This window comes from Gordonia sp. (in: high G+C Gram-positive bacteria) (genome assembly GCF_047606305.1).
In the GTDB taxonomy this organism is placed as follows: domain Bacteria; phylum Actinomycetota; class Actinomycetes; order Mycobacteriales; family Mycobacteriaceae; genus Gordonia.
In genome coordinates this window covers 23,370-40,120 of sequence record NZ_JASGER010000124.1, presented here as the reverse complement: position 1 = coordinate 40,120, position 16,751 = coordinate 23,370, and the positions used below count along the sequence as shown (strand labels likewise).

At 67.0% G+C, this 16,751-nt stretch carries 19 protein-coding genes and 1 tRNA gene; 5 read left to right on the top strand and 15 right to left on the bottom strand.

The window, feature by feature from the left end; all coding sequences use genetic code 11:
- Window positions 1–10: 10 nt before the first annotated feature.
- Entirely contained in the window at window positions 11–379 is a 369-nt protein-coding gene (locus QM634_RS15970) for a VOC family protein (protein ID WP_415043756.1), read from the bottom strand.
- Between the two features lie 62 nt (window positions 380–441).
- Here QM634_RS15970 and QM634_RS15965 point away from each other — a divergent pair, with 62 nt between their 5' ends.
- Both QM634_RS15965 and QM634_RS15960 read left to right on the top strand, forming a co-directional pair.
- Window positions 442–879: a MarR family winged helix-turn-helix transcriptional regulator gene (locus QM634_RS15965; RefSeq protein ID WP_415043755.1), complete on the top strand. Its 438-nt coding sequence runs from the start codon at window positions 442–444 to the stop codon at window positions 877–879.
- Between the two features lie 58 nt (window positions 880–937).
- Window positions 938–1,011, top strand: a tRNA-Gly gene (locus QM634_RS15960).
- Between the two features lie 272 nt (window positions 1,012–1,283).
- Here QM634_RS15960 and QM634_RS15955 read toward each other — a convergent pair.
- Genes QM634_RS15955 through QM634_RS15915 form a run of 9 tightly spaced genes read right to left on the bottom strand, consistent with a single transcriptional unit; the run spans window position 1,284 to window position 8,386 of the window.
- Window positions 1,284–1,850, bottom strand: a complete 567-nt coding sequence (locus tag QM634_RS15955) for a hypothetical protein (RefSeq protein ID WP_415043754.1) — start codon at window positions 1,848–1,850, stop codon at window positions 1,284–1,286.
- Window positions 1,851–1,852: 2 nt separating this feature from the next.
- Window positions 1,853–3,613 (bottom strand): hypothetical protein, encoded by a 1,761-nt coding sequence (locus tag QM634_RS15950; protein WP_415043753.1) that lies wholly within the window; start codon window positions 3,611–3,613, stop codon window positions 1,853–1,855.
- Window positions 3,610–3,894: a hypothetical protein gene (locus QM634_RS15945; protein WP_415043752.1), complete on the bottom strand. Its 285-nt coding sequence runs from the start codon at window positions 3,892–3,894 to the stop codon at window positions 3,610–3,612. Before QM634_RS15945 ends, QM634_RS15950 begins: the two co-directional genes overlap by 4 nt.
- Window positions 3,895–5,961: a hypothetical protein gene (locus QM634_RS15940; protein ID WP_415043751.1), complete on the bottom strand. Its 2,067-nt coding sequence runs from the start codon at window positions 5,959–5,961 to the stop codon at window positions 3,895–3,897.
- Window positions 5,958–6,200, bottom strand: coding sequence for a hypothetical protein (locus tag QM634_RS15935; RefSeq protein WP_415043750.1), 243 nt, complete (start codon window positions 6,198–6,200; stop codon window positions 5,958–5,960). Before QM634_RS15935 ends, QM634_RS15940 begins: the two co-directional genes overlap by 4 nt.
- Window positions 6,200–6,529 (bottom strand): hypothetical protein, encoded by a 330-nt coding sequence (locus QM634_RS15930; RefSeq protein WP_415043749.1) that lies wholly within the window; start codon window positions 6,527–6,529, stop codon window positions 6,200–6,202. The genes QM634_RS15935 and QM634_RS15930 overlap by 1 nt, the downstream gene beginning before the upstream one ends.
- Window positions 6,526–6,945 carry a hypothetical protein gene (locus QM634_RS15925; RefSeq protein ID WP_415043748.1) on the bottom strand — a complete coding sequence of 140 codons (420 nt, stop codon included), beginning with the start codon at window positions 6,943–6,945 and terminating at the stop codon, window positions 6,526–6,528. Before QM634_RS15925 ends, QM634_RS15930 begins: the two co-directional genes overlap by 4 nt.
- The gene (locus QM634_RS15920; RefSeq protein WP_415043747.1) at window positions 6,942–7,694 is read right to left on the bottom strand and encodes an N-acetylmuramoyl-L-alanine amidase; all 753 of its coding nucleotides are present in this window, start codon (window positions 7,692–7,694) and stop codon (window positions 6,942–6,944) included. The genes QM634_RS15925 and QM634_RS15920 overlap by 4 nt, the downstream gene beginning before the upstream one ends.
- Entirely contained in the window at window positions 7,691–8,386 is a 696-nt protein-coding gene (locus QM634_RS15915) for a C39 family peptidase (protein ID WP_415043746.1), read from the bottom strand. The genes QM634_RS15920 and QM634_RS15915 overlap by 4 nt, the downstream gene beginning before the upstream one ends.
- 114 nt (window positions 8,387–8,500) lie before the next feature.
- Between QM634_RS15915 and QM634_RS15910 the strand changes: the two genes are divergently transcribed.
- Together QM634_RS15910 and QM634_RS15905 are read left to right on the top strand one after the other, a co-directional pair.
- Window positions 8,501–8,716 (top strand): hypothetical protein, encoded by a 216-nt coding sequence (locus QM634_RS15910; protein WP_415043745.1) that lies wholly within the window; start codon window positions 8,501–8,503, stop codon window positions 8,714–8,716.
- Window positions 8,713–9,024: a hypothetical protein gene (locus tag QM634_RS15905; RefSeq protein ID WP_415043744.1), complete on the top strand. Its 312-nt coding sequence runs from the start codon at window positions 8,713–8,715 to the stop codon at window positions 9,022–9,024. Before QM634_RS15910 ends, QM634_RS15905 begins: the two co-directional genes overlap by 4 nt.
- Here QM634_RS15905 and QM634_RS15900 read toward each other — a convergent pair.
- From QM634_RS15900 to QM634_RS15890, 3 genes are read right to left on the bottom strand one after another with little or no spacing between them, the layout of a single operon-like run.
- Window positions 9,021–9,335: a hypothetical protein gene (locus QM634_RS15900; RefSeq protein WP_415043743.1), complete on the bottom strand. Its 315-nt coding sequence runs from the start codon at window positions 9,333–9,335 to the stop codon at window positions 9,021–9,023. The genes QM634_RS15905 and QM634_RS15900 overlap by 4 nt on opposite strands.
- Window positions 9,332–11,023: a hypothetical protein gene (locus tag QM634_RS15895; RefSeq protein WP_415043742.1), complete on the bottom strand. Its 1,692-nt coding sequence runs from the start codon at window positions 11,021–11,023 to the stop codon at window positions 9,332–9,334. Before QM634_RS15895 ends, QM634_RS15900 begins: the two co-directional genes overlap by 4 nt.
- A complete protein-coding gene (locus QM634_RS15890) occupies window positions 11,020–11,922 on the bottom strand; it encodes a hypothetical protein (RefSeq protein ID WP_415043773.1) in 903 nt (300 codons plus the stop codon). The genes QM634_RS15895 and QM634_RS15890 overlap by 4 nt, the downstream gene beginning before the upstream one ends.
- 89 nt (window positions 11,923–12,011) lie before the next feature.
- Here QM634_RS15890 and QM634_RS15885 point away from each other — a divergent pair, with 89 nt between their 5' ends.
- Window positions 12,012–12,290: a DUF2510 domain-containing protein gene (locus QM634_RS15885; protein WP_415043741.1), complete on the top strand. Its 279-nt coding sequence runs from the start codon at window positions 12,012–12,014 to the stop codon at window positions 12,288–12,290.
- Here the strand turns inward: QM634_RS15885 and QM634_RS15880 are convergent, their stop codons facing one another.
- Entirely contained in the window at window positions 12,291–16,469 is a 4,179-nt protein-coding gene (locus QM634_RS15880) for a hypothetical protein (RefSeq protein ID WP_415043740.1), read from the bottom strand.
- Window positions 16,470–16,751 (bottom strand): hypothetical protein, encoded by a 282-nt coding sequence (locus QM634_RS15875; protein WP_415043739.1) that lies wholly within the window; start codon window positions 16,749–16,751, stop codon window positions 16,470–16,472.

The following is a 16,751-nucleotide window of genomic DNA, read 5'->3' as shown; positions in this document are numbered from 1 at the left end:
GGCCTCAGCGCTAGCCGTCGTGCACGGTGATCGCGTAGCCGTCGGGGTCGAGGAAGGTGAATGCGACGCCGAACGGACCGGGGGCGGGATCGGCGACGATCGGGGTTCCCGCCGCCCGCAGCCGTACGTGTAGTTCGGGGGCCGACTCGCACTTGAGCCAGAGGGCGACGCCGAAGCCCGGGCGCGGACTGGCCTGGGCGAGGTCGACGCCGGGGAGGGGCTCGCGAACCGCGAACGGGATGGTCCCGGTGGCGAACACGACGGCGCCGGGCGGAGCGACAGGGGCCCGGTTGAGGCCGAGCGAGGTCTCGTAGAACGCGGCCGCGGCGTCCAGGTCGCGCACCTGCAAGGCGATGAAGTCCGGTCCGGTGACGGTCATGATGATCACTCCTCGATATATGTCAATGTCCTGACATAGCTACCGTATGTCAGAATATTGACATGGCGCAACCGGGATTCCCCTACGGCGGTTCGATCGGCTACACCCTCAAGCAGGCGCAGTCCGCATTGCGGGTGCGCATGGACGCGCAGTTGCGACCGCTGGGACTGACGACGCCGCAGTACTCGTGCCTCGAGGCGCTGCGCCGGGCACCCGGGTCGTCGAACGCCGACCTGGCCCGGGCGGTCTTCGTGACCCGTCAGTCGATGAACACGCTGCTGCGCGGTCTGCAGGACCGCGGGCTGGTCGAGCGGGCGGAGAAGGCGGACGGCGGGCGAGCCCTGCCGGCGAGGCTGACGATCGCCGGCGAGGCGATTCTGGACCGGGCCTCCGGGCTCATCCTCGAGCTCGAGGACGCGATGGCCGGTGAACTCGGCCCCCAACGACGGACGGAATTGGTCGAGAACCTGCGGGCGTGCGTCGCCGCGCTCGAGACCTGAGGGCGGCCCGCGATCGGTTTGCTAGGCTGTGTCCACACAGGTCCCTGACCTGCGAAATGCCGATGTAGTTTAGTGGTAGAACATCAGCTTCCCAAGCTGAGAGTGCGGGTTCGATTCCCGTCATCGGCTCCAGGTCAGAGCGTTTTCCGAACTTCGACTTAACCTTAAACTTAACCTTATCGGCGAAAGCGAGAAACGCCCCGCCCCTCGATTGTGAGGGACGGGGCGTTAGTCATTGAGCCGGTCTAGTTCGGTCTTGAACTCGAGCACAGCGATGATGTCTTCGAAGTCGACTACACCGTTAGGGCATTGGGCGTTGCGGTAGGCGGTGAGGGCGGCGTCCAGTTCGTCGTCATGGGTCACGTGTACTTAGACGCACGCGACAGCCGTCTGGTTCCCTCGATCTACTCGATGGAGATGGAGTCGACGGTGAAGGTGCCGCCGTCGCCGCGATGTGCCAGGGAGGCAAACGCGGGGGGCGCGGGGAGTTCCATGTCCCTGTGGGTCAACAGCGTCCAAGTGGTGCCGTCGGTGGAGCCGTAGAAGTCGACGCCGTATGGGCTGGCGTTGGTGTCGTCGTAGACGGCCCGCCACCACCACGGCAGGGCCGGCGAGTCCCAGTCCGTCCAGACGAGCTGACCGAACTCGACGTCGTCATCGACGGTGAGTTCTTGGAAGCCGTCGTAGTCGAAGTCGTTTTGCAGCAGCAGGCCGTAGCCGATGCTGCTGTATGCGCCACCGCCGCCGGACATGCACAGTGTGAGGGTTCGGCCGGTCAGCGGGATCGGCGCCCCGGCGAGGCGGACGTTGCAGTCGGGCTCGATGTGCAGTTGGCCGCCACTCACGTACGGGGTTTCCGGGTTTCCCGATGCGTCCCATTCAGTCGACAGTGCCCCGCCGTTGAAGTCGTCGTAGAAGCCCGGCCCGCCACTCGGGGCGGGTGGCGGCGGCGGCTGACTCACAATCAGCATGCCTACGCGACCGCCTTCACGTCGACGACCAGCCCGACGCCCGGGGTGGCACCAACGGCGTCGATAACAGCGGTGATCACGTCACCCGCGGCGCAGGCCACCGACAGCGGTGAGGAGGTCGCGCCGGCAACCTGGTTGGCTGCGACGACGGAGATGGCGGCACCGGAGATCCACGAGCCGTTCTTGTAGAGCCGGACGGCCAGGCTGCCCGAAGCGTCGGCGGTCAGGCATCGCACCGTCATGGCCTGGATGGTGCAGGCCCGCTGCAGCTTGATGCCGAACGGGTTGTCTCCGGTGCCGGTGGCGCGGGTGGTGTCTTTGCCGCAGACGATCATGGAGAAGTCGAACGGCACCGCGCCGGTTTGCACGGCGGTGTCGGCCTTGCCGAGGGACGTCTGCACCGCCGTCTCGAGCTTGCCCTTCGCGATCGCGGCCGAACCGCTGATGTCGGCGTTGACGATGGTGCCGTCGGCGATCTTGGCCGAGGTGACCGATCCGTCGGTGGGGACGCGTTCGTCCGACAACCGGGCATCGTTGCCCTGGCATACCTTGCCGGCGGCCGCACCGAAGTCGACGGCGAGTGCGCGGTCGTCGGTGAGGTCACCTCCTCCGGTCAGACCGGTCCCGGCGGTCACTTTGCGCGAGGTGGCGACCTTCGCGTTCAGTGCCGTTTGGGTGGCGGTGCTGACCGGCTTGCTCGCGTCGGAGGTGTTGTCGACGCTGCCTAGTCCGACGTCGCCCTTGACCAAGGTGACCGCGCCGGTCTTGCCGGCCACCGATGCGACCGGCGAGGCCGGGTAGGTGATCTGGGTCCAGTGCGTCAGGTTCGTCGGATCGGTGCCGGTGATGATCCAGTTGGTGCCGTTGTCCGAGCGGGTACACCAGTCGCCCTTCTGCCCAGACAGTGCCAGCATCGCGGTCTGGTTGGCGACGCTGCCGAGGTACTCGGTGATCGCCAGATCGGGCAGTTGTGCGGGGTCGAGCTTCCCGCCGACGAGGTCGGCCTTGCCGGTCAGCGCCGAGGCGTCGGCCTTGCCTGCGACGGCGGCGTTGGTGGCGAACTTCAGGCGGCGTGCGGTGATCGCTGCCCGGGAGCTTGAGGTGCCGGCGGTGATCTCGGCCTCGCTGATTTCGCTCAGCGCATCGTTCACCTGCATGTGGTAGCTGGTGCCGTCGTAGAGGTACAGCTGCACGGCGCCGGCCGCGAGCGCGGCGCTGAGTGCTGTCGGTGCGCTGCCGCCCATGAGGACCGGCTTGGCTCCCGTGCTGTTGACGTTCAGGGTGTGCGCGTTTGCCTGCTGCCCACTGGTGAAGGTGATGGCCAGGAAGTCGCCGGCGGCCGGGGTGCTGGTCGCGGTGACGACCTTGGCGGCTGTGGTGGCCGCGGTCGACGTCGAGGCTGCGATGTAGGACGCCCCGGTCTCCCCCTGTGGGCCTTGCGGACCTTGCGGGCCCTGCGGCCCGGTGGCACCCGTGGCGCCGGTTGGACCGGTCGGCCCAGCCTCTCCTTGCGGGCCTTGTGGACCTTGGGCGCCGCGGAACGGCACACCCTGGCCGTCGGCCGGGAAGCCGCCGTCGTAGAAGTAGAGGAGGCCGTCGGCCACGTTGATCCACGCCTGGCCGTCCACCGGGGACAGTGACGCCAGCGCCGCATAGTTCGGCACCTGACCCTCGATGTCGAGCGCCAGGCCCGGTTCTCCTTGAATGCCCTGGGGCCCGGTGGGCCCGGCAGGGCCGCGCGCATACCAACCGGGTGCGGTCACTTGGTCACCTCATCCCACTCGGCGGGCGTCAACCGTCGCAGCACCCCGGCCGACAACAGCAGGTGATCGCCGATGCCTGCGGTCACCTCGGGAGCAACCGCACCCTCGGCGTTGAGGGTGATCGTCCACTCGTAGTCGTCAGCCTCCGGTGAGGGCAGCGCCCAGTTGACGGCGCCGCGGTAGCCGCGTTCGGCCAGCTCGGTGGCGGCCTCGAACACGTCGGCCGGACTGTCGAGCGCCCACGCCTCCGGGGTGGACGCGAGTTTCACGCTGATCGCCATTTACAGGACCTCCGCATAGGTGGTGACGGCGAGCGCGGCAGGGAGCCACTGCTCGTACAGGAAGATGGGAACGACCTCGCGGGACGCGGCCTGCATGGCCTGCCCGTGCCCGCGGAACCCGCTACCGGACTTGATCGTCGAACCCGGGTCGGTGTACGACCACACCTCGACGCCGTTGCGCAGCACCTTGTAGGTGTGCAGGTTCGTGTTCCCCGGGCCGCCGCGCCGCACCGTCAGGGTTTGGCCGGCGCGCGGGTCGATCGCCGGGGACTCGGCCAGGGTCGTGACGACGCCGTTCACCACGGCCTCGATCGCCACCTTCGTGCGTCCGATGCGCAGACGGCCGTAGGAGATTTCCGACGAGCTCGACACCGAAAAGCACGGGTAGGTGTAGGCGCCCGGCGAGCCCGCGTCAGGCGGGTCGGAGGCCAACACCACCGACACCTCGCACGAGTCGGTGGTGATCTGCGACGGCGACCCCGCCGTGAGGTGCCGGTACATGCGGCCCCGGGTAGAACCACCCGAGGCCTTCCACACCATGTTCCCTTTGCCGTCGACACCGATATCGCCCGAGCCGCCAGCCCAGTTGTGGAAGTTCTGCCACGAGGCGCCCAGACCGCCGGAGGCGCGTTCGAAGTTGTCCGATAGGGTGTTTCCTGCCGACTTGAGTAGGCGAATCTCGGCCTCCATCGTCGACACCTGCGATTGGGTGGACAGGTTCATGCCCAGCAGTCCGGCGATGGTGTCGATGACATCGCCGCGGGGCCGGTTGAAGTCGAGGAGCTCACCGAGGTTGGCGAACCCGTTGAAGATGTTGTCGATGGTGTCCTGCACGCTCTGCGGGGACAGCGCATCGTGGAGTTTCGCGCCGAGGCTGGCCGGATCGAACGAGCCCGGCGACACCAGCAGCGGCGACTTGGACGACAGGCCGAACATCTTGAGCAGGTTCGTCAGGAACTTGCCGATGTCGGCCAGGGTGCCGCCGCCGATGCCGAACGCGGCGAGCAGGTCGTTCCAGTGCTCCTCGAGCTCGGACACCCAGCCCTGCGGGATCAGACCGGGCTTCTCGATGCGGATGTTGTCGAACCACACCTGACCGCCACCCATGCCGGTCACCTGCACGGCCACCGACGCCGACACCACATCGGCCGGCGCGGTCCACGACCCGCCCAGCGGTTTGGGCTGGCCGCCGGTCAGGTTCTCGTCATCGACGATCGTGGTGCTGATCTGCTCCTGGTCGTCGTTGAACCCGTACACCAGCAGTTGCGCGCGGCCGACACTCCCGGACCAGCGTGCCTCGCCCGACAGGGCGAGCTGCTGCCCGGGCTCTACAGCGACCGGCGCGTCGATCAGTTCCGGTAGTTCGCCAGCGCCGGTGATGGTCGCCGACCCCGCCCCCTTATCGGGGTCACGGAACCACGTGCCTGCCGGCGGTGCGCCGGCACCCGGGCTTTGCGGCAACGCAAAGTCGCCGTCGAAGGCCATGTTGGCGCGGGTGTTCGTCAACGCGCCGATGTCGATGTTGCCCAACAGCGACGGCCGGATCAGGCCGTTCGGGCCGAGTAGCCAAGACGCGATGTCCTGAAACAAAGTCTGGAATCCCGTGACCAATTGCCCGAGGTCGGGAACCTGGCCGGACGCGACACCCGAGATCAGCTCGAGCAGCTTGCGGAGGAGCCCGAACAGGTTCTGCACCGAGATCAGCGCGGGGTCGTCGCCGTCGTAGGTGCCGAGCATGGCGTCGGCGATCGACACGAAAATCCCAATCAGCGGCAGGCCCTCGAAGAAGTCGTGAACCAGATCGTCCAGATCCTCGGGACCGGACAGCGCGGGGGTGGTGTCGTCAACGATGTTGCCGAGGAAGTCGGCGAACAAGCCCATGACGTACTTGATGGGTGCGTCGACCAGGTCGCCGCCGAGGGTGCCGGTAAACACCTCAGGCAGGCGACTCTGCGTGGTGTCGCCGACCTTCGTCGCATTCAAGCCCTGCAGGGCGGTCCCGAGCTGGGAGGCCGTCAGGACACCTTCGGGGAGTGAGCTGGACGGGCCGAGTCCTGGCGCGGTCATTCGTACGCCTCGGTGATGTCGTCGTACAGTGCGGCCGTCCCGATGTGGGCGACACCCAGGACTGCCTGCGGCGTCGAGTTTGGGGACTGTAGGTAGCCGCGCGTGTTGCGGACCTCGCCGTCGTGGAACTGGCGGGCGAATGCCACGAACCAGTCGGTGACCATGTGCGGTTCACCGGTCACGTCGGCAAGGTGGGCGGCAATCGCGTCCTCGATGGCCTGCAACGTCTCGGCGGACATCAGACCTCGTTGCGCAGCTCGTCGGGCATCGCAGGCGGCGGGGTGCCGGGGTGGTGCTCGCGCGACCACGTCATCCACTCGCGGATGTGGATGATCGCGACGCGGAACAGGTGCTTGATGTCGTCGCGGTCCTTCTCCACCGCGGCGATCCGCGCCTCCAGTTCGGCGATCCGATCCCGGTCGAGGTCCTGTCGTTTGCGGTCTTGGGCCTGCTTGGAGGCCAGCCACGCAAGGACGCAGGACCCGATGATCGGGAAGCCGACAGCGATGATCAGGGCGATGATGTCGATGGCATCGTTGACGTCGCCGATCGGCGGCACTGTCGTCACTCGTCGACCGCCGCGTTCGGGTCGGGTTCGCCGTTGACGTTGCGGGTCCAGCTTGAGGTGACTGGGGTGTTCGCGACGGCGACACCGCCGCCGATGGCGGCCAGGAGCGCGGAGAGCAGAACGGTCCACTTGTCGGCGCCGTCGAGGATGCCGAAGCCGATGAGCACGGCTTGGGCGGCGGTGAGGATCGCGTACAGGGCGGGCCGCAGCTTCGACAGGTCCCGACTCATCCACCACGCCAGACCGGGGCCGGCGACCGCGGACACGAGCCCGACGATCAGGGCGGCCTGGTCGGTGGTGGCCACACCCCAGCCGACGAGGACGGTGGTCAGGACGGGCAGGCAGTTGTAGATGACCGCGCGCACATCAGCGGCGGTGCGGACGCCCAGGGCGGTGCTGATCTTGGTGTAGTTCACTTCTTCTCCTTGGGGTCGTAGCAGCCCGACACACCGTTCTTGGCGCACAGCGCCGCCACCGCGTCCACGAGGGTGCGGCTGCCGAGCTGCGGCCAGCCGGGGTACTTGCCGGGTTCGGGGGAGCCGGTGAGCTGGGCCTTGATGTCCTGCTCGGGGGTGAGTGCCATGAGTCCTCCTGCAATAGCGGCCGCCGCACGAACGCGGCGGATGAATTCGGTCCACGGGAAGTTGGGTTCGGGGTCGGTGTGTCCGCCGCCCCACTTCCCGAAGTCGGCGTGCCCGACGATCCCGCGGTCGGCGGGTAACGGGCCCTTGCCGCGGGTGCCGACGTACTCCATCGGGATGCCCCGCTGCTGGCAGCGCCATGCGACGAGCACGGCGGCGCAGGTGAGCATGGCGTCCTCGTTGAGCCCGTCAGACGCGTCGGTCTCAACCCACTTGGGTGGGGTCCATTCGACGAAGCTGCCGGCCAGCACGATGTGGTCGGCGCGGCGGTTGGCGTTCATCGCCGACCACGGCGAGTCGCCCCAGGGCACCACCAGCACCGTCTCGACATCGTCCACGACGGCGTTGTAGGAGACGGCGGCATTCGGGTTTCCGCCCGGGGCGGGGTTCTGCAGGTACGGCACGAGGTCGCGGGCCTTGCCGCGTCCCTGCTGGGTGTGCACGACGATCCAGTCGACGTTGCGGTTGCCGTCGGTGTACCGGTTCGGCGACAACGCGATCCGCGTGGTCGGGTCGGAGATCACGACACACCCGCCGTCTTCAGCAGCTCGCCGAGCGCATCGACGAGGGTCCGGCCGCCGAGCTGCGGCCACCCGTCGTAGGCCTTGGGGCCGACGAGCTGCACCAGTGCCTCGATGATCGGATCAGCCGGCGGCGCGGCGACGGCGGGCAGGGTACCGTAGCCCTTCGGGGTGATGTTGATGGCGAGCTTCTCCACCGGCATCCACCAGTGCTCAATGCCCGAGAAACGCGCCGAGTCGGAGATGTAGGCGCGGGTGACGTACGGGTAGCCCTTCGCGTCGCGGCGGGTCTCGTCGACCTCGACACCGACATCGGTGACGTAGTGCATGATCAGGTTGCTCGGATAGCCGGGCGGCTGGGTTGGTGCCTGCGCCCAGATGTTCACCGGCATCGCCCGCCGGTTCTGCACGACCGTCTCGTACAGCCGCGACCGCAGCGCCTCCACATCAGCGGCCGTCGGCGTCGGGGTCTTGATGTAGGCCGGCGAGTAGCGGGCGCCGGCGCGGGCGTTGACCGCGGCGAGCACGTTCACGATGTCGGGGGTGCCGTCCTGGGTGGTGTGGCAGGCCGTCGCCATCTGCTGCTCGGTGACGTCGATCCCGAACGTCGACAACACGACCTTGGCGGTCGACGGCCCGCAGGTCCATCCGGTCAGCTGGGCGTGGTACTTGTGCGGAAGGATGATCTGGGTCATTGCGGAACCTCCAGGTATGCGAAGCCCCCGACCTGGTTGGTCGGGGTGAAAACGTCACGTGATGAATAGGCGGGCCTATTGCCGTACACAAACTAGGTTGTGTACGTTGTCGATATGGACGATCCGCGGCTGGATGAGCTCGCCGACCTCGCCGCCGAGGCGGTCGAACACCAGTCGGCCTACCTCGCGGCTAAGCAGGAACGCGACATCGCAATTCGGCAGCTCATCGCCGAAGGCGTGTCGATGTACCAGATCGCGCAGACCGTCGACCTGTCCCAGCAGGCCGTTCGGAAGATTCGAGACAGCTCGCTCAACCAGGAGGAATCATGAAGAAGGCACTCATCGTCGGCGCTCTCGCTGCAGCAACAATCGGTATCGCACCCTCGGCCAACGCCACCACACCGAAGCCCGGCGGCACCTGCACCAAGGCCGAACTGTCACAGTTCCGGCAGACCGGCGCAGGCCCGGTGGTGTGCCAGGGCGTACGTGGCCAGGCGCCCTACACCTGGCAGGGTGTCGCAAGTGTCGATCCAGTGAAGCGAGCCCCCGGGTCGCCGTGCACCGGTTCCCCCTACGGTGTGGCCGTGTCACCCGCCGGTAAGGCGATGACCTGCGCCGGTTCGATGGGCTGGCGCTAAGCCTTCTTCTTCGGCTTCGGCTTCTTCGGCAGCTTCGGGGCCTTCGCCACCCGCGCCACCGGCACCTCGACCGCAGCCGGGTCAATCGGGTCACCAACCTCGATGCGCTCCGACACGGCGGCCTGCATCCACTGCGGCAACACCGGGATCTCCGCGGCCATGTCGTCGGTCTGCCGCACACCACACGCATCGAGCTGGGTGGCCCACCGCTCGATCTGCGCCATCGCCGGCATATAGGGATTCTCTCCCGATGCGGTGGCGAAGGTGAACGCCAACGCCTTCGTCAGCTTCTCGATGTTCTCTGCGGTCACCACGCCCCCAATACCTGCATGTCGGACATGAACGATTCGAGCATCTTCAAGCCCTTGGTCAGTGCGTCGGCGTTTGTGCGCAGATCCCCGAAGTCGGCCTTCCAGCCGACGGCAGTGTCGCGGCCACCGGCCAACACCAGGCGCCGGCAGCGCCGCACGTAGACGCGGGCACCGAGATACTTGTTAGTGGCGCCGACCCGGTCACCCATGAACCAGTGGCCCTTACCCTGGTCGCCGATCATCCACGGCGAGGCATCCATGACGACAAGCTCAAAACTCGTCTCCCCGTCGGTCTCGCGGCGGCGTTGCCGCAAACCGAGGGCGGCAGACAGGACGTAGGCCTGGTTGACGCCGGAGACGATGGTCTCCTGCAAGTGTGCCCATCCGTCCTCGGCGGCCCGCTGCAGCAGCGGCACGCTGTTGTAGGCGAACAGGGTGTCTTCGTAGAAGCCGTGGATGAACGCGTCGATCGCCGAGCCCAACGATCCGACGTTGACGCCGACACCGGGGACTTGGATGTTGTCGCCCAGGACGTCGCCGCAGTAGTTGACGGCGGCCTTCATCAGTTCGTTGACGAACGGTGCCGACTTGCCGCCGGTGGTGATGCGGCACGGTCCCGCGGCCTTGATGCGGAACTTCGACGTTTGGATGCCGGTGACCAGGCCGTCGCGGTAGACGACGCCCGGGTTGGCCGGGTGCGTGCCCAGGACGTTGGGCAGCAGGTCTTCGTCGGACAGGATCGGGTCACCGGTGATGAGGTCGTAGGCGTCCTCGACTTCGTTGCTGGTGACGTTCTTGACCGCCCGCGCCAGGCCGGTGGCCAGGTTCCCGCCGAAGCTGGTGCCGGTGCGGAACCCGGACTTGTCGATGATGTCGACGACGAGGGTGCCGTTGCGCAGGTTCGCGCCTTCCCACGGCTCAGGGTCGCCAGTCAGCCAGCGGCGGCACTCGACATAGAGTTCGGCGTCGTCGAGGGCGGCGGCGGCCATGTCGTGCCAGGACCCCATCTTCGAGGAGATAATGGTCCACATCGAGTTGTCGTCGAGGATGGATCCGGGCTTGACGACGATGGGCCAGTCGGAGAAGTCCAAGCCCACCCACGCGGCCGGGTTGAGCGGGTCGCTGGGGAGGGTGAAGTTGGTGACGCGCAGCCGCAGCAGGTTCAGGAACAGCGCCAGTTTCAGCGTGTGGATCGTCGGGCCGCCGAGCATGAAGATCTTCGGGAACTGGACGACGTTCAGCGGCAGGAACGGGTTCGGTGCGCAGTGGACGTTCTTGAGCTGGTCGTAGTCGCTGTCGAACGTGACCAGGACCGAGTCGCCCTTGGGGTCGCGCTCGATGACGGCTTCGTCGATGCGGCCGGACCAGCGGGCGCCGTCCTTGTCGACGGTGACATACACGCCCTTGGTGCCGCGCTTGTGCTCGGCCATGATCCAGTGCGCAAGGTAGGTGCCGCGCTTGTCGTCGTTGCTGATCGGCAGCCGCAGGTCGCCCTTGCCCGTGTCGTTGAGCTCGAACGGGAACGAGAAGTCGAGTTCACCGCCGCCGGTCTGGCCGCGGTACTTGTAGTTGCCATCCCACAGGCGGATGCGGGGGGCTTTCGCGCGGCGCCGGATGCGGTCGTTGCGGAGTTCCTCGGCCCACAGGCGGAAGTCCTCGAGGTTGTCGACGTGCTCGGCGACGCTCATGGCTGCTCCAGCCCAGCCTCAGCGGACCAGAACCGGCGCATGGTGACGGTGATCGTCGCGTCGGCCGGGCCGTTGCACACGACCGGAACCTGCAGCGGCGGCGTGTACGGCGGCACCCAGAACAGGGGCTCGACCCCGTTGAACAACGCGGACATGTCGGCGCGGGCCTCGTTGATGTAGGTGTCCATCATCGGGTCGGACATCACCGACAACTTCTTGGTGAGGATCGGGGTAACGATCATGCGGTCGTCGAACTCGTTGATCTCCCAGTCGTCGTCGATCTCCTTCTCATTGCCGAAGGAGAAGTCGGGGAACCGCCAGGAGGTGGCGGGGTCAAGCGTCCATTCGAGCCAGAGGCGTTGGTCGGTGGGGTTGGAGATCGTCACCGACCCGACGTGCTCGCCGGCCGACGGATTCGACCACGAGTCCTGGGCCATCGTCGACTCGTACATCGGGTTCAGGGCGGTCGCGGTGACCACAGCGCGGGCGAAGCCCTGCAGGTTCCAGTCCTTCTGCGGTGAGAACCCGATCTCCTTGGAGGCGTACACGTTCAGCCACCGCAGACCCGACAGCTCGGTGGTGTGCTTGAACCGCACGTTGTGCAGATCGAACGGGGCGCTGCCCCACATGCGGCGGAATCGGGAGATGGTCTCCTCGATGGTCTGAGTGTCGGTCTCGTACAGGTTGAACGGCAACGTCAACTCGCGGACCGGAACGTCGTACCCGGCTTGGCGGCCGCCGATCTGGAAGGCGCCGGAGATCGTCTTCATGGTGTAGCCGGTGGAGAACATGCCGGTCGGCGACACGTCGAGTTCGATGCCCTCGTCGCCGTAGTCGCCGTCCCGGTCGGAGACGAGTGCGGAGTCGCCGTTGTCGGATTCGATCTCGATGGTTGCCACGTACGCCAAGACGAACCTCCTCCGATATCGGGACTTGCCGGGTCAGGCGGGTCTACGCTCTTGGTCACTCGAAGAGAACGGAGTCTCCGGTGGGAACACGCAAGTTCATGTCGGTGAGCACGGCCGGGCTGGTTGACTTCCGTTCCGACAAGGAACGCACCGCCGCCTACGCGAAGGCGACCAAGAAGCAGGCCAAGGCGCAGACGAAGCTGATGGAGCAGCAGTTGCGGCTACAGCAGGCCCAAGCCGTTCCCCCGCCGCCACAGCAGTTGCCGGCCGGGTGGTATCCCGACCAGCAGCAGCCGGGCATGGTGCGCTGGTTCGACGGCCACCAGTGGACCGCGCACGTCCAGCCGCAGCAGCAGTAGCTACCAGCGGCTGATCGCGGCGGCGGCCCGCCGGTTCTGGCGGCTCTGCGCCTCCAGGAACGCGTCCTCGACGCGCGCGGTGCTGATCTGGTAGGTGATGTTGTCGCCGTACCGGTCACCCGCACCACCCGCTACCGCGCCGGCCATCGCCGGGGCGCGTTGCGGCGGCAACGCCTGCACCGCACGCTCAGCGGTCGCCCACTGCTCGGCCGTCAAGATCGCCTCCGGCTTGCGCGTCTCGTTGCGGGCCACCGTCAAACCCGGGGGCAGCCAGCCACCGGTGTCGTAGAGCTTCGTCTTGTCGACGAGTTCGGTGGCGCGCGGAATCTTCGCCGCATACCGATCGGGAAAGGCCGAGCGTTGCACGGCCTGCGCCGCCGCCCCGGGGTCCATGGAGTCCCAGCCGTTGACCTTCGCCAACGCGGTGTAGAACATGCGCGCCGACTTGTACGGGTCCATCCGATCAGCCGCGGTCCCCCACGCGCCGTTGTTGCGCTGCTGGAAGATGCCCGACGAGTCGTAGTCGGTGCTGACCGCATCGTGCGGGAACTTCATCGTCTCGGGGTCGGACTGGTTGGCGTACATCTTCGGCGGGTCGCCGGCCTCGACCAGGGTGGTCGCGTTGCCGATGATCGCGCCCTTCTTCGGCAGCCCCATGTCCTTGGCGGCCTTGGTGACCTGGAACGGGTAGTCCTTCGGGTTCGCCGGCTTGGGATCGACACCCGGCGCCATGCCAGTGTTCTTGTTCGGGCCAGCCGACGGCACGCTGGTGTTCGCACCGGGCAGCGGCGGCGGATCACCCTTCCCATCCCCGGCGCCGGCGCCGGTGTAGCTGCCGAACAGCTTCTTGCCGTCCTTGGTGACGGTGACCTGCTTGTCGAGTTCCTGAGCGCCGTGCAACCAGTTCGGGGTGTCGGAGATCCCGAGCGTGCCCAAGGTGTCCTTGGCGTAGCCCTCGGCGAAGCCCTTCGCGACGAAACCGGCCCAACCCGACAGCGACGTCGGATAGTTCTCGTTCTTCGGTGCGACCGGACTGTACTTCTGCGGGTTGCCGCGGCCGTCCTGCTGGTCCTGCGCGGCCGGGTCGTACGGCGTGTTCGTGTCGGTCTTGTTCGGATCGAACGGGGCACCGTAGGCGCCGGCGTTCGGGTTCTTGGGGTCAGGGATCGGGTTGGCCAGGTCCCGGTGCATCCACTGCTTGAAGATGCCCTGGTTGGAGCCTTCGCCGGTTCCATACTCGGCGGGCGCCCCAGTCGGGCCGTGTGACTCGAACGGCACACCGGCGAGGTGGCCGGCGGTGTGCCCGTTGGCGCCGCCGCCCTCGTCGTACCAGCCGATCGTCATGGTGTTGGAGCCGCCCTTGCCCGGCTTGAAACCGCGCGCGGCGAGCCACTGCCCCTCGTTCATGGTCGACATGTCGCGGCCACGAGCGAACGGATCCAGGCCCTGCACGACGTTGACCGCGGCACCGACCAGACCCGAGCAGTCGATGCCTGCCTTGGAGAAGCCGCCCATCTGGTAGGGAGTGCCGACCATCGTCTGCAGGAACTTCTTCGTCCCCACCAGGCCGCCGTCGGCGTAGTGGCCGGCGTTCAACTGGTCGAAGAACTGCAGGCCGTACTTGTTGACCGACGACGCCTTCATGACGTATTCGCCGTTGGACAGCATCGCGGGGATGGAGTCGGAGGTTGCCGTGCCCTCGCCGCGCACCGGGCCGCCGCTGTGCCGCAGGAGCGGAATGTCGGGGGTGTCGATGGTGATGGTCTTGTTGACCAACGGGATCTTCAGGGTCAGCGACAGTTGGTTCCACTGCTGGAACAGCCAGTTCAGCATTGCCTTGAAGGCATCCTTGATGCCGTCCCACATGCCAGATGCGGCCTGGGTGATCTTGCCCGGCATGCTCCGCACCCAGTCGACGATGCTGCCGAGCTTCTTGGACACCCAGTCGGCGAAGTCGCCGACCTTGCCGGTCAGCCACTCGAACTTGTCGGCCAACCATGTCAGGGCGGTGACCAGGAGGGGGGCGACGCGGGCCGCGAGGTCGGCGAACATCTCGATCGTGCGGGTCAGCGGCGGCAGCAGGATCGCGATGATCTTGACCAGCATCGGCAGCAGCGACGCGGCGATCTGGATGAGCGGCGGCAGCAGCGGCAGTAGCGCCAGCACCATTTTCTGCCAGGCGTCCAGCAGCGGCGGCAGGTAGGGCACGAGTACGTTGATCGACTTGACCAGGGCTTGGCCGATGATCTGCCCGACCTGCGCGAGGATCGGCGTCAGCTTCGCGATCACCGGGGTCATCGCGTTTGCGATCGTCTGGATGACCGGCGTCAACGCCTGGACGACCGACCGCAGGATCCCGACGAGCGGGGTGAGGATGGCCGACAGGACCTTCAGGAACACCGGCACCAGCGGCGACACCGCCTTGAACAGGTCGGCGATCAGCCCGACGAGTTCGGCGAAGAACGGCGACACGACCGTCAGGGCTTCGGCGAGGGTGTTGCCGAGGATCTGCAGCGCCTGTGACAGCGGCGGGATCAGCGGCTGCAGCGCGTCGCCGAGCGCACCGAGGAGTGTCGCGAGGACCGGCAGGACCGGGGCGAGGCCGACCGACAGGGCGTTGATGAAGCTCGCGAACTGCGGCAGAAGCTGGGTCAGGGATTGGCTCAAGGCGGCGCCGACGAGGCCGAGGGATGGCCCCATTGCCTTGAACGCATCGCCGATGCCCTGGAACAGCGGGCCGAGAGTGGGGGCGATGACCGCACCCATCGTGACGACCGAGTTGGTGATCCCGGTGATCATGCCCGGCACACCCTGCAAGGCTTGGCCGATGCCCTCCTTCAAGGCCGTCAGGGTGCCGCTGGCGCCGAGGTTCTTGAACTCCTGCGTCAACCCCGACAGGGTGCTCTTGATGGTGGTGTTCATGTAGCCGGCGATGTCGGACAGCCCGGACTTGAGCATGGGCAGGTTCTGGTTGGCGAACGTGGTCACCGATTCGCCGAGACCGTCGAACAGGCGATCCTGGACCGCCATCTTCAGATCGGTCCACGCCGGGCCGAGTGCCTTCACCGCGAGGACGAACGCCTGCGCGTTCGGCGACAGCTTCGCCAGGGCCTGCGCGAACTTGTCGACCCCGCCACCCTCGGCACCCTTGGCGAGTTCCTTCTGCGCCTTGTCGAGGTTGTAGATGGCGTCGGCGAGCTTGTTCTGCGAGTCGATGACCTTCTCGTCGGCGTCGCGCTTCTTCTCCTTGGCCGCCTCGACGGGCTTGGAGCCCTCGACTCCCTTGGCGTTGGCGGTGGCCACGTCGGTGCGCTTGTCGGCGGTCTCGGACCGGGCCTCCTTCAAACGCTGCTGCGCCTTGCGGACACCCTGGTTCGCCTCAAGCCGGTCGGTGCGGGTCGACTTGCGGTCCCGGAACACCTTCATCCGGTTTTCTTGCGCCCGCACCAACGCGATCTCGGCGTCCTCCTGGTTGAGCACCGAGTCGGTGAGCTCGTCGTTCAAGTCGCGCAGCGACCGACGGCCCTCTTCATACGACTTGGTCAGGTCGTCTTGGGCCTTCTTCGCGTCGCGTTGCGACTCGTTCAGATCCTTCTGCGCCTCGGCAACATCACGGGCGGCCTTCTCCACGTTGTGCTGCTTGTCGGCCAGATCGTCCGCCGCCTTACCGGCACCCTCGGCACTGTCGCCCATGGACTTGAACGCGCCGATGATGCCGCTGGAGCCGACCAGGCCGGCGGCACCGATGCCGCCGAGGACAGCACCCAGTGCACCGGCGGCACCGACAGCGCCAAGTAGGACGGGGACGAGTCCGGCGATCGCCGCGGTGATGGCACCGAACTTGACGCCGCTCATGCGGGTCAGGCCACGCTCGGCGTTCTTCGCGCCGCTGGTGGTGCGGGCCAGGCCGCCGTGATCGTCGACGTCGATGTTGACGGTACGGTCCCGCGCCAGTCGGTCCAGGCGGGCTTCGGCGGCGTCGGTGTTGACGTCCGCGTCGATGTTGACGGTCTGGTCGCGCAGCGATTGGATCTGCTGCCGGAACCGTGTCAGGTCGGCGTCGACGTCGACGGAGTAGTCGACCTGGATGCGTTCGAGGTCGGTGCGCAGCTCCTTGACGAACTTCCGCAGGTCCGGGGAGATGTCGATGCTGGCTGAGCCTGCGGCGTACGTGGGCATCTACACCTCCTTGCCGAGGGCTTTCGCGACGGTGGCGCGCAGCTTGGTCAGCCGCTTCTCCCGGTGGTACTTGTCGGCGGCGGGCTTGGGCACCCACGGTTCGATCCCGGCCTTGGACGGGTCGCCCTTGCAGGCGGCGACCAGGATCTGCTCGAGCAGGGCGATGATGCGGGCGTAGTCGTAGGAGTGCTTGTCGAACTCGCGCCACGACGGGGATTCGGCCGGCTCTGGTTGTTCACGCTTGTCCTGCGACCACTCGGCGAGTTCTTCGTCTTCCTGCAA

Bases quoted from the DNA above. Each gene is read 5' to 3' on its own strand.
- QM634_RS15895 (WP_415043742.1), bottom strand. From the start codon at position 11,023: ATGAGCGTCGCCGAGCACGTCGACAACCTCGAGGACTTCCGCCTGTGG.
- QM634_RS15905 (WP_415043744.1), top strand. From the start codon at position 8,713: ATGAAGAAGGCACTCATCGTCGGCGCTCTCGCTGCAGCAACAATCGGT.
- QM634_RS15935 (WP_415043750.1), bottom strand. From the start codon at position 6,200: ATGTCCGCCGAGACGTTGCAGGCCATCGAGGACGCGATTGCCGCCCAC.
- QM634_RS15955 (WP_415043754.1), bottom strand. From the start codon at position 1,850: ATGCTGATTGTGAGTCAGCCGCCGCCGCCACCCGCCCCGAGTGGCGGG.
- QM634_RS15915 (WP_415043746.1), bottom strand. From the start codon at position 8,386: ATGACCCAGATCATCCTTCCGCACAAGTACCACGCCCAGCTGACCGGA.
- QM634_RS15970 (WP_415043756.1), bottom strand. From the start codon at position 379: ATGACCGTCACCGGACCGGACTTCATCGCCTTGCAGGTGCGCGACCTG.
- QM634_RS15910 (WP_415043745.1), top strand. From the start codon at position 8,501: ATGGACGATCCGCGGCTGGATGAGCTCGCCGACCTCGCCGCCGAGGCG.
- QM634_RS15880 (WP_415043740.1), bottom strand. From the start codon at position 16,469: ATGCCCACGTACGCCGCAGGCTCAGCCAGCATCGACATCTCCCCGGAC.
- QM634_RS15965 (WP_415043755.1), top strand. From the start codon at position 442: ATGGCGCAACCGGGATTCCCCTACGGCGGTTCGATCGGCTACACCCTC.
- QM634_RS15940 (WP_415043751.1), bottom strand. From the start codon at position 5,961: ATGACCGCGCCAGGACTCGGCCCGTCCAGCTCACTCCCCGAAGGTGTC.
- QM634_RS15945 (WP_415043752.1), bottom strand. From the start codon at position 3,894: ATGGCGATCAGCGTGAAACTCGCGTCCACCCCGGAGGCGTGGGCGCTC.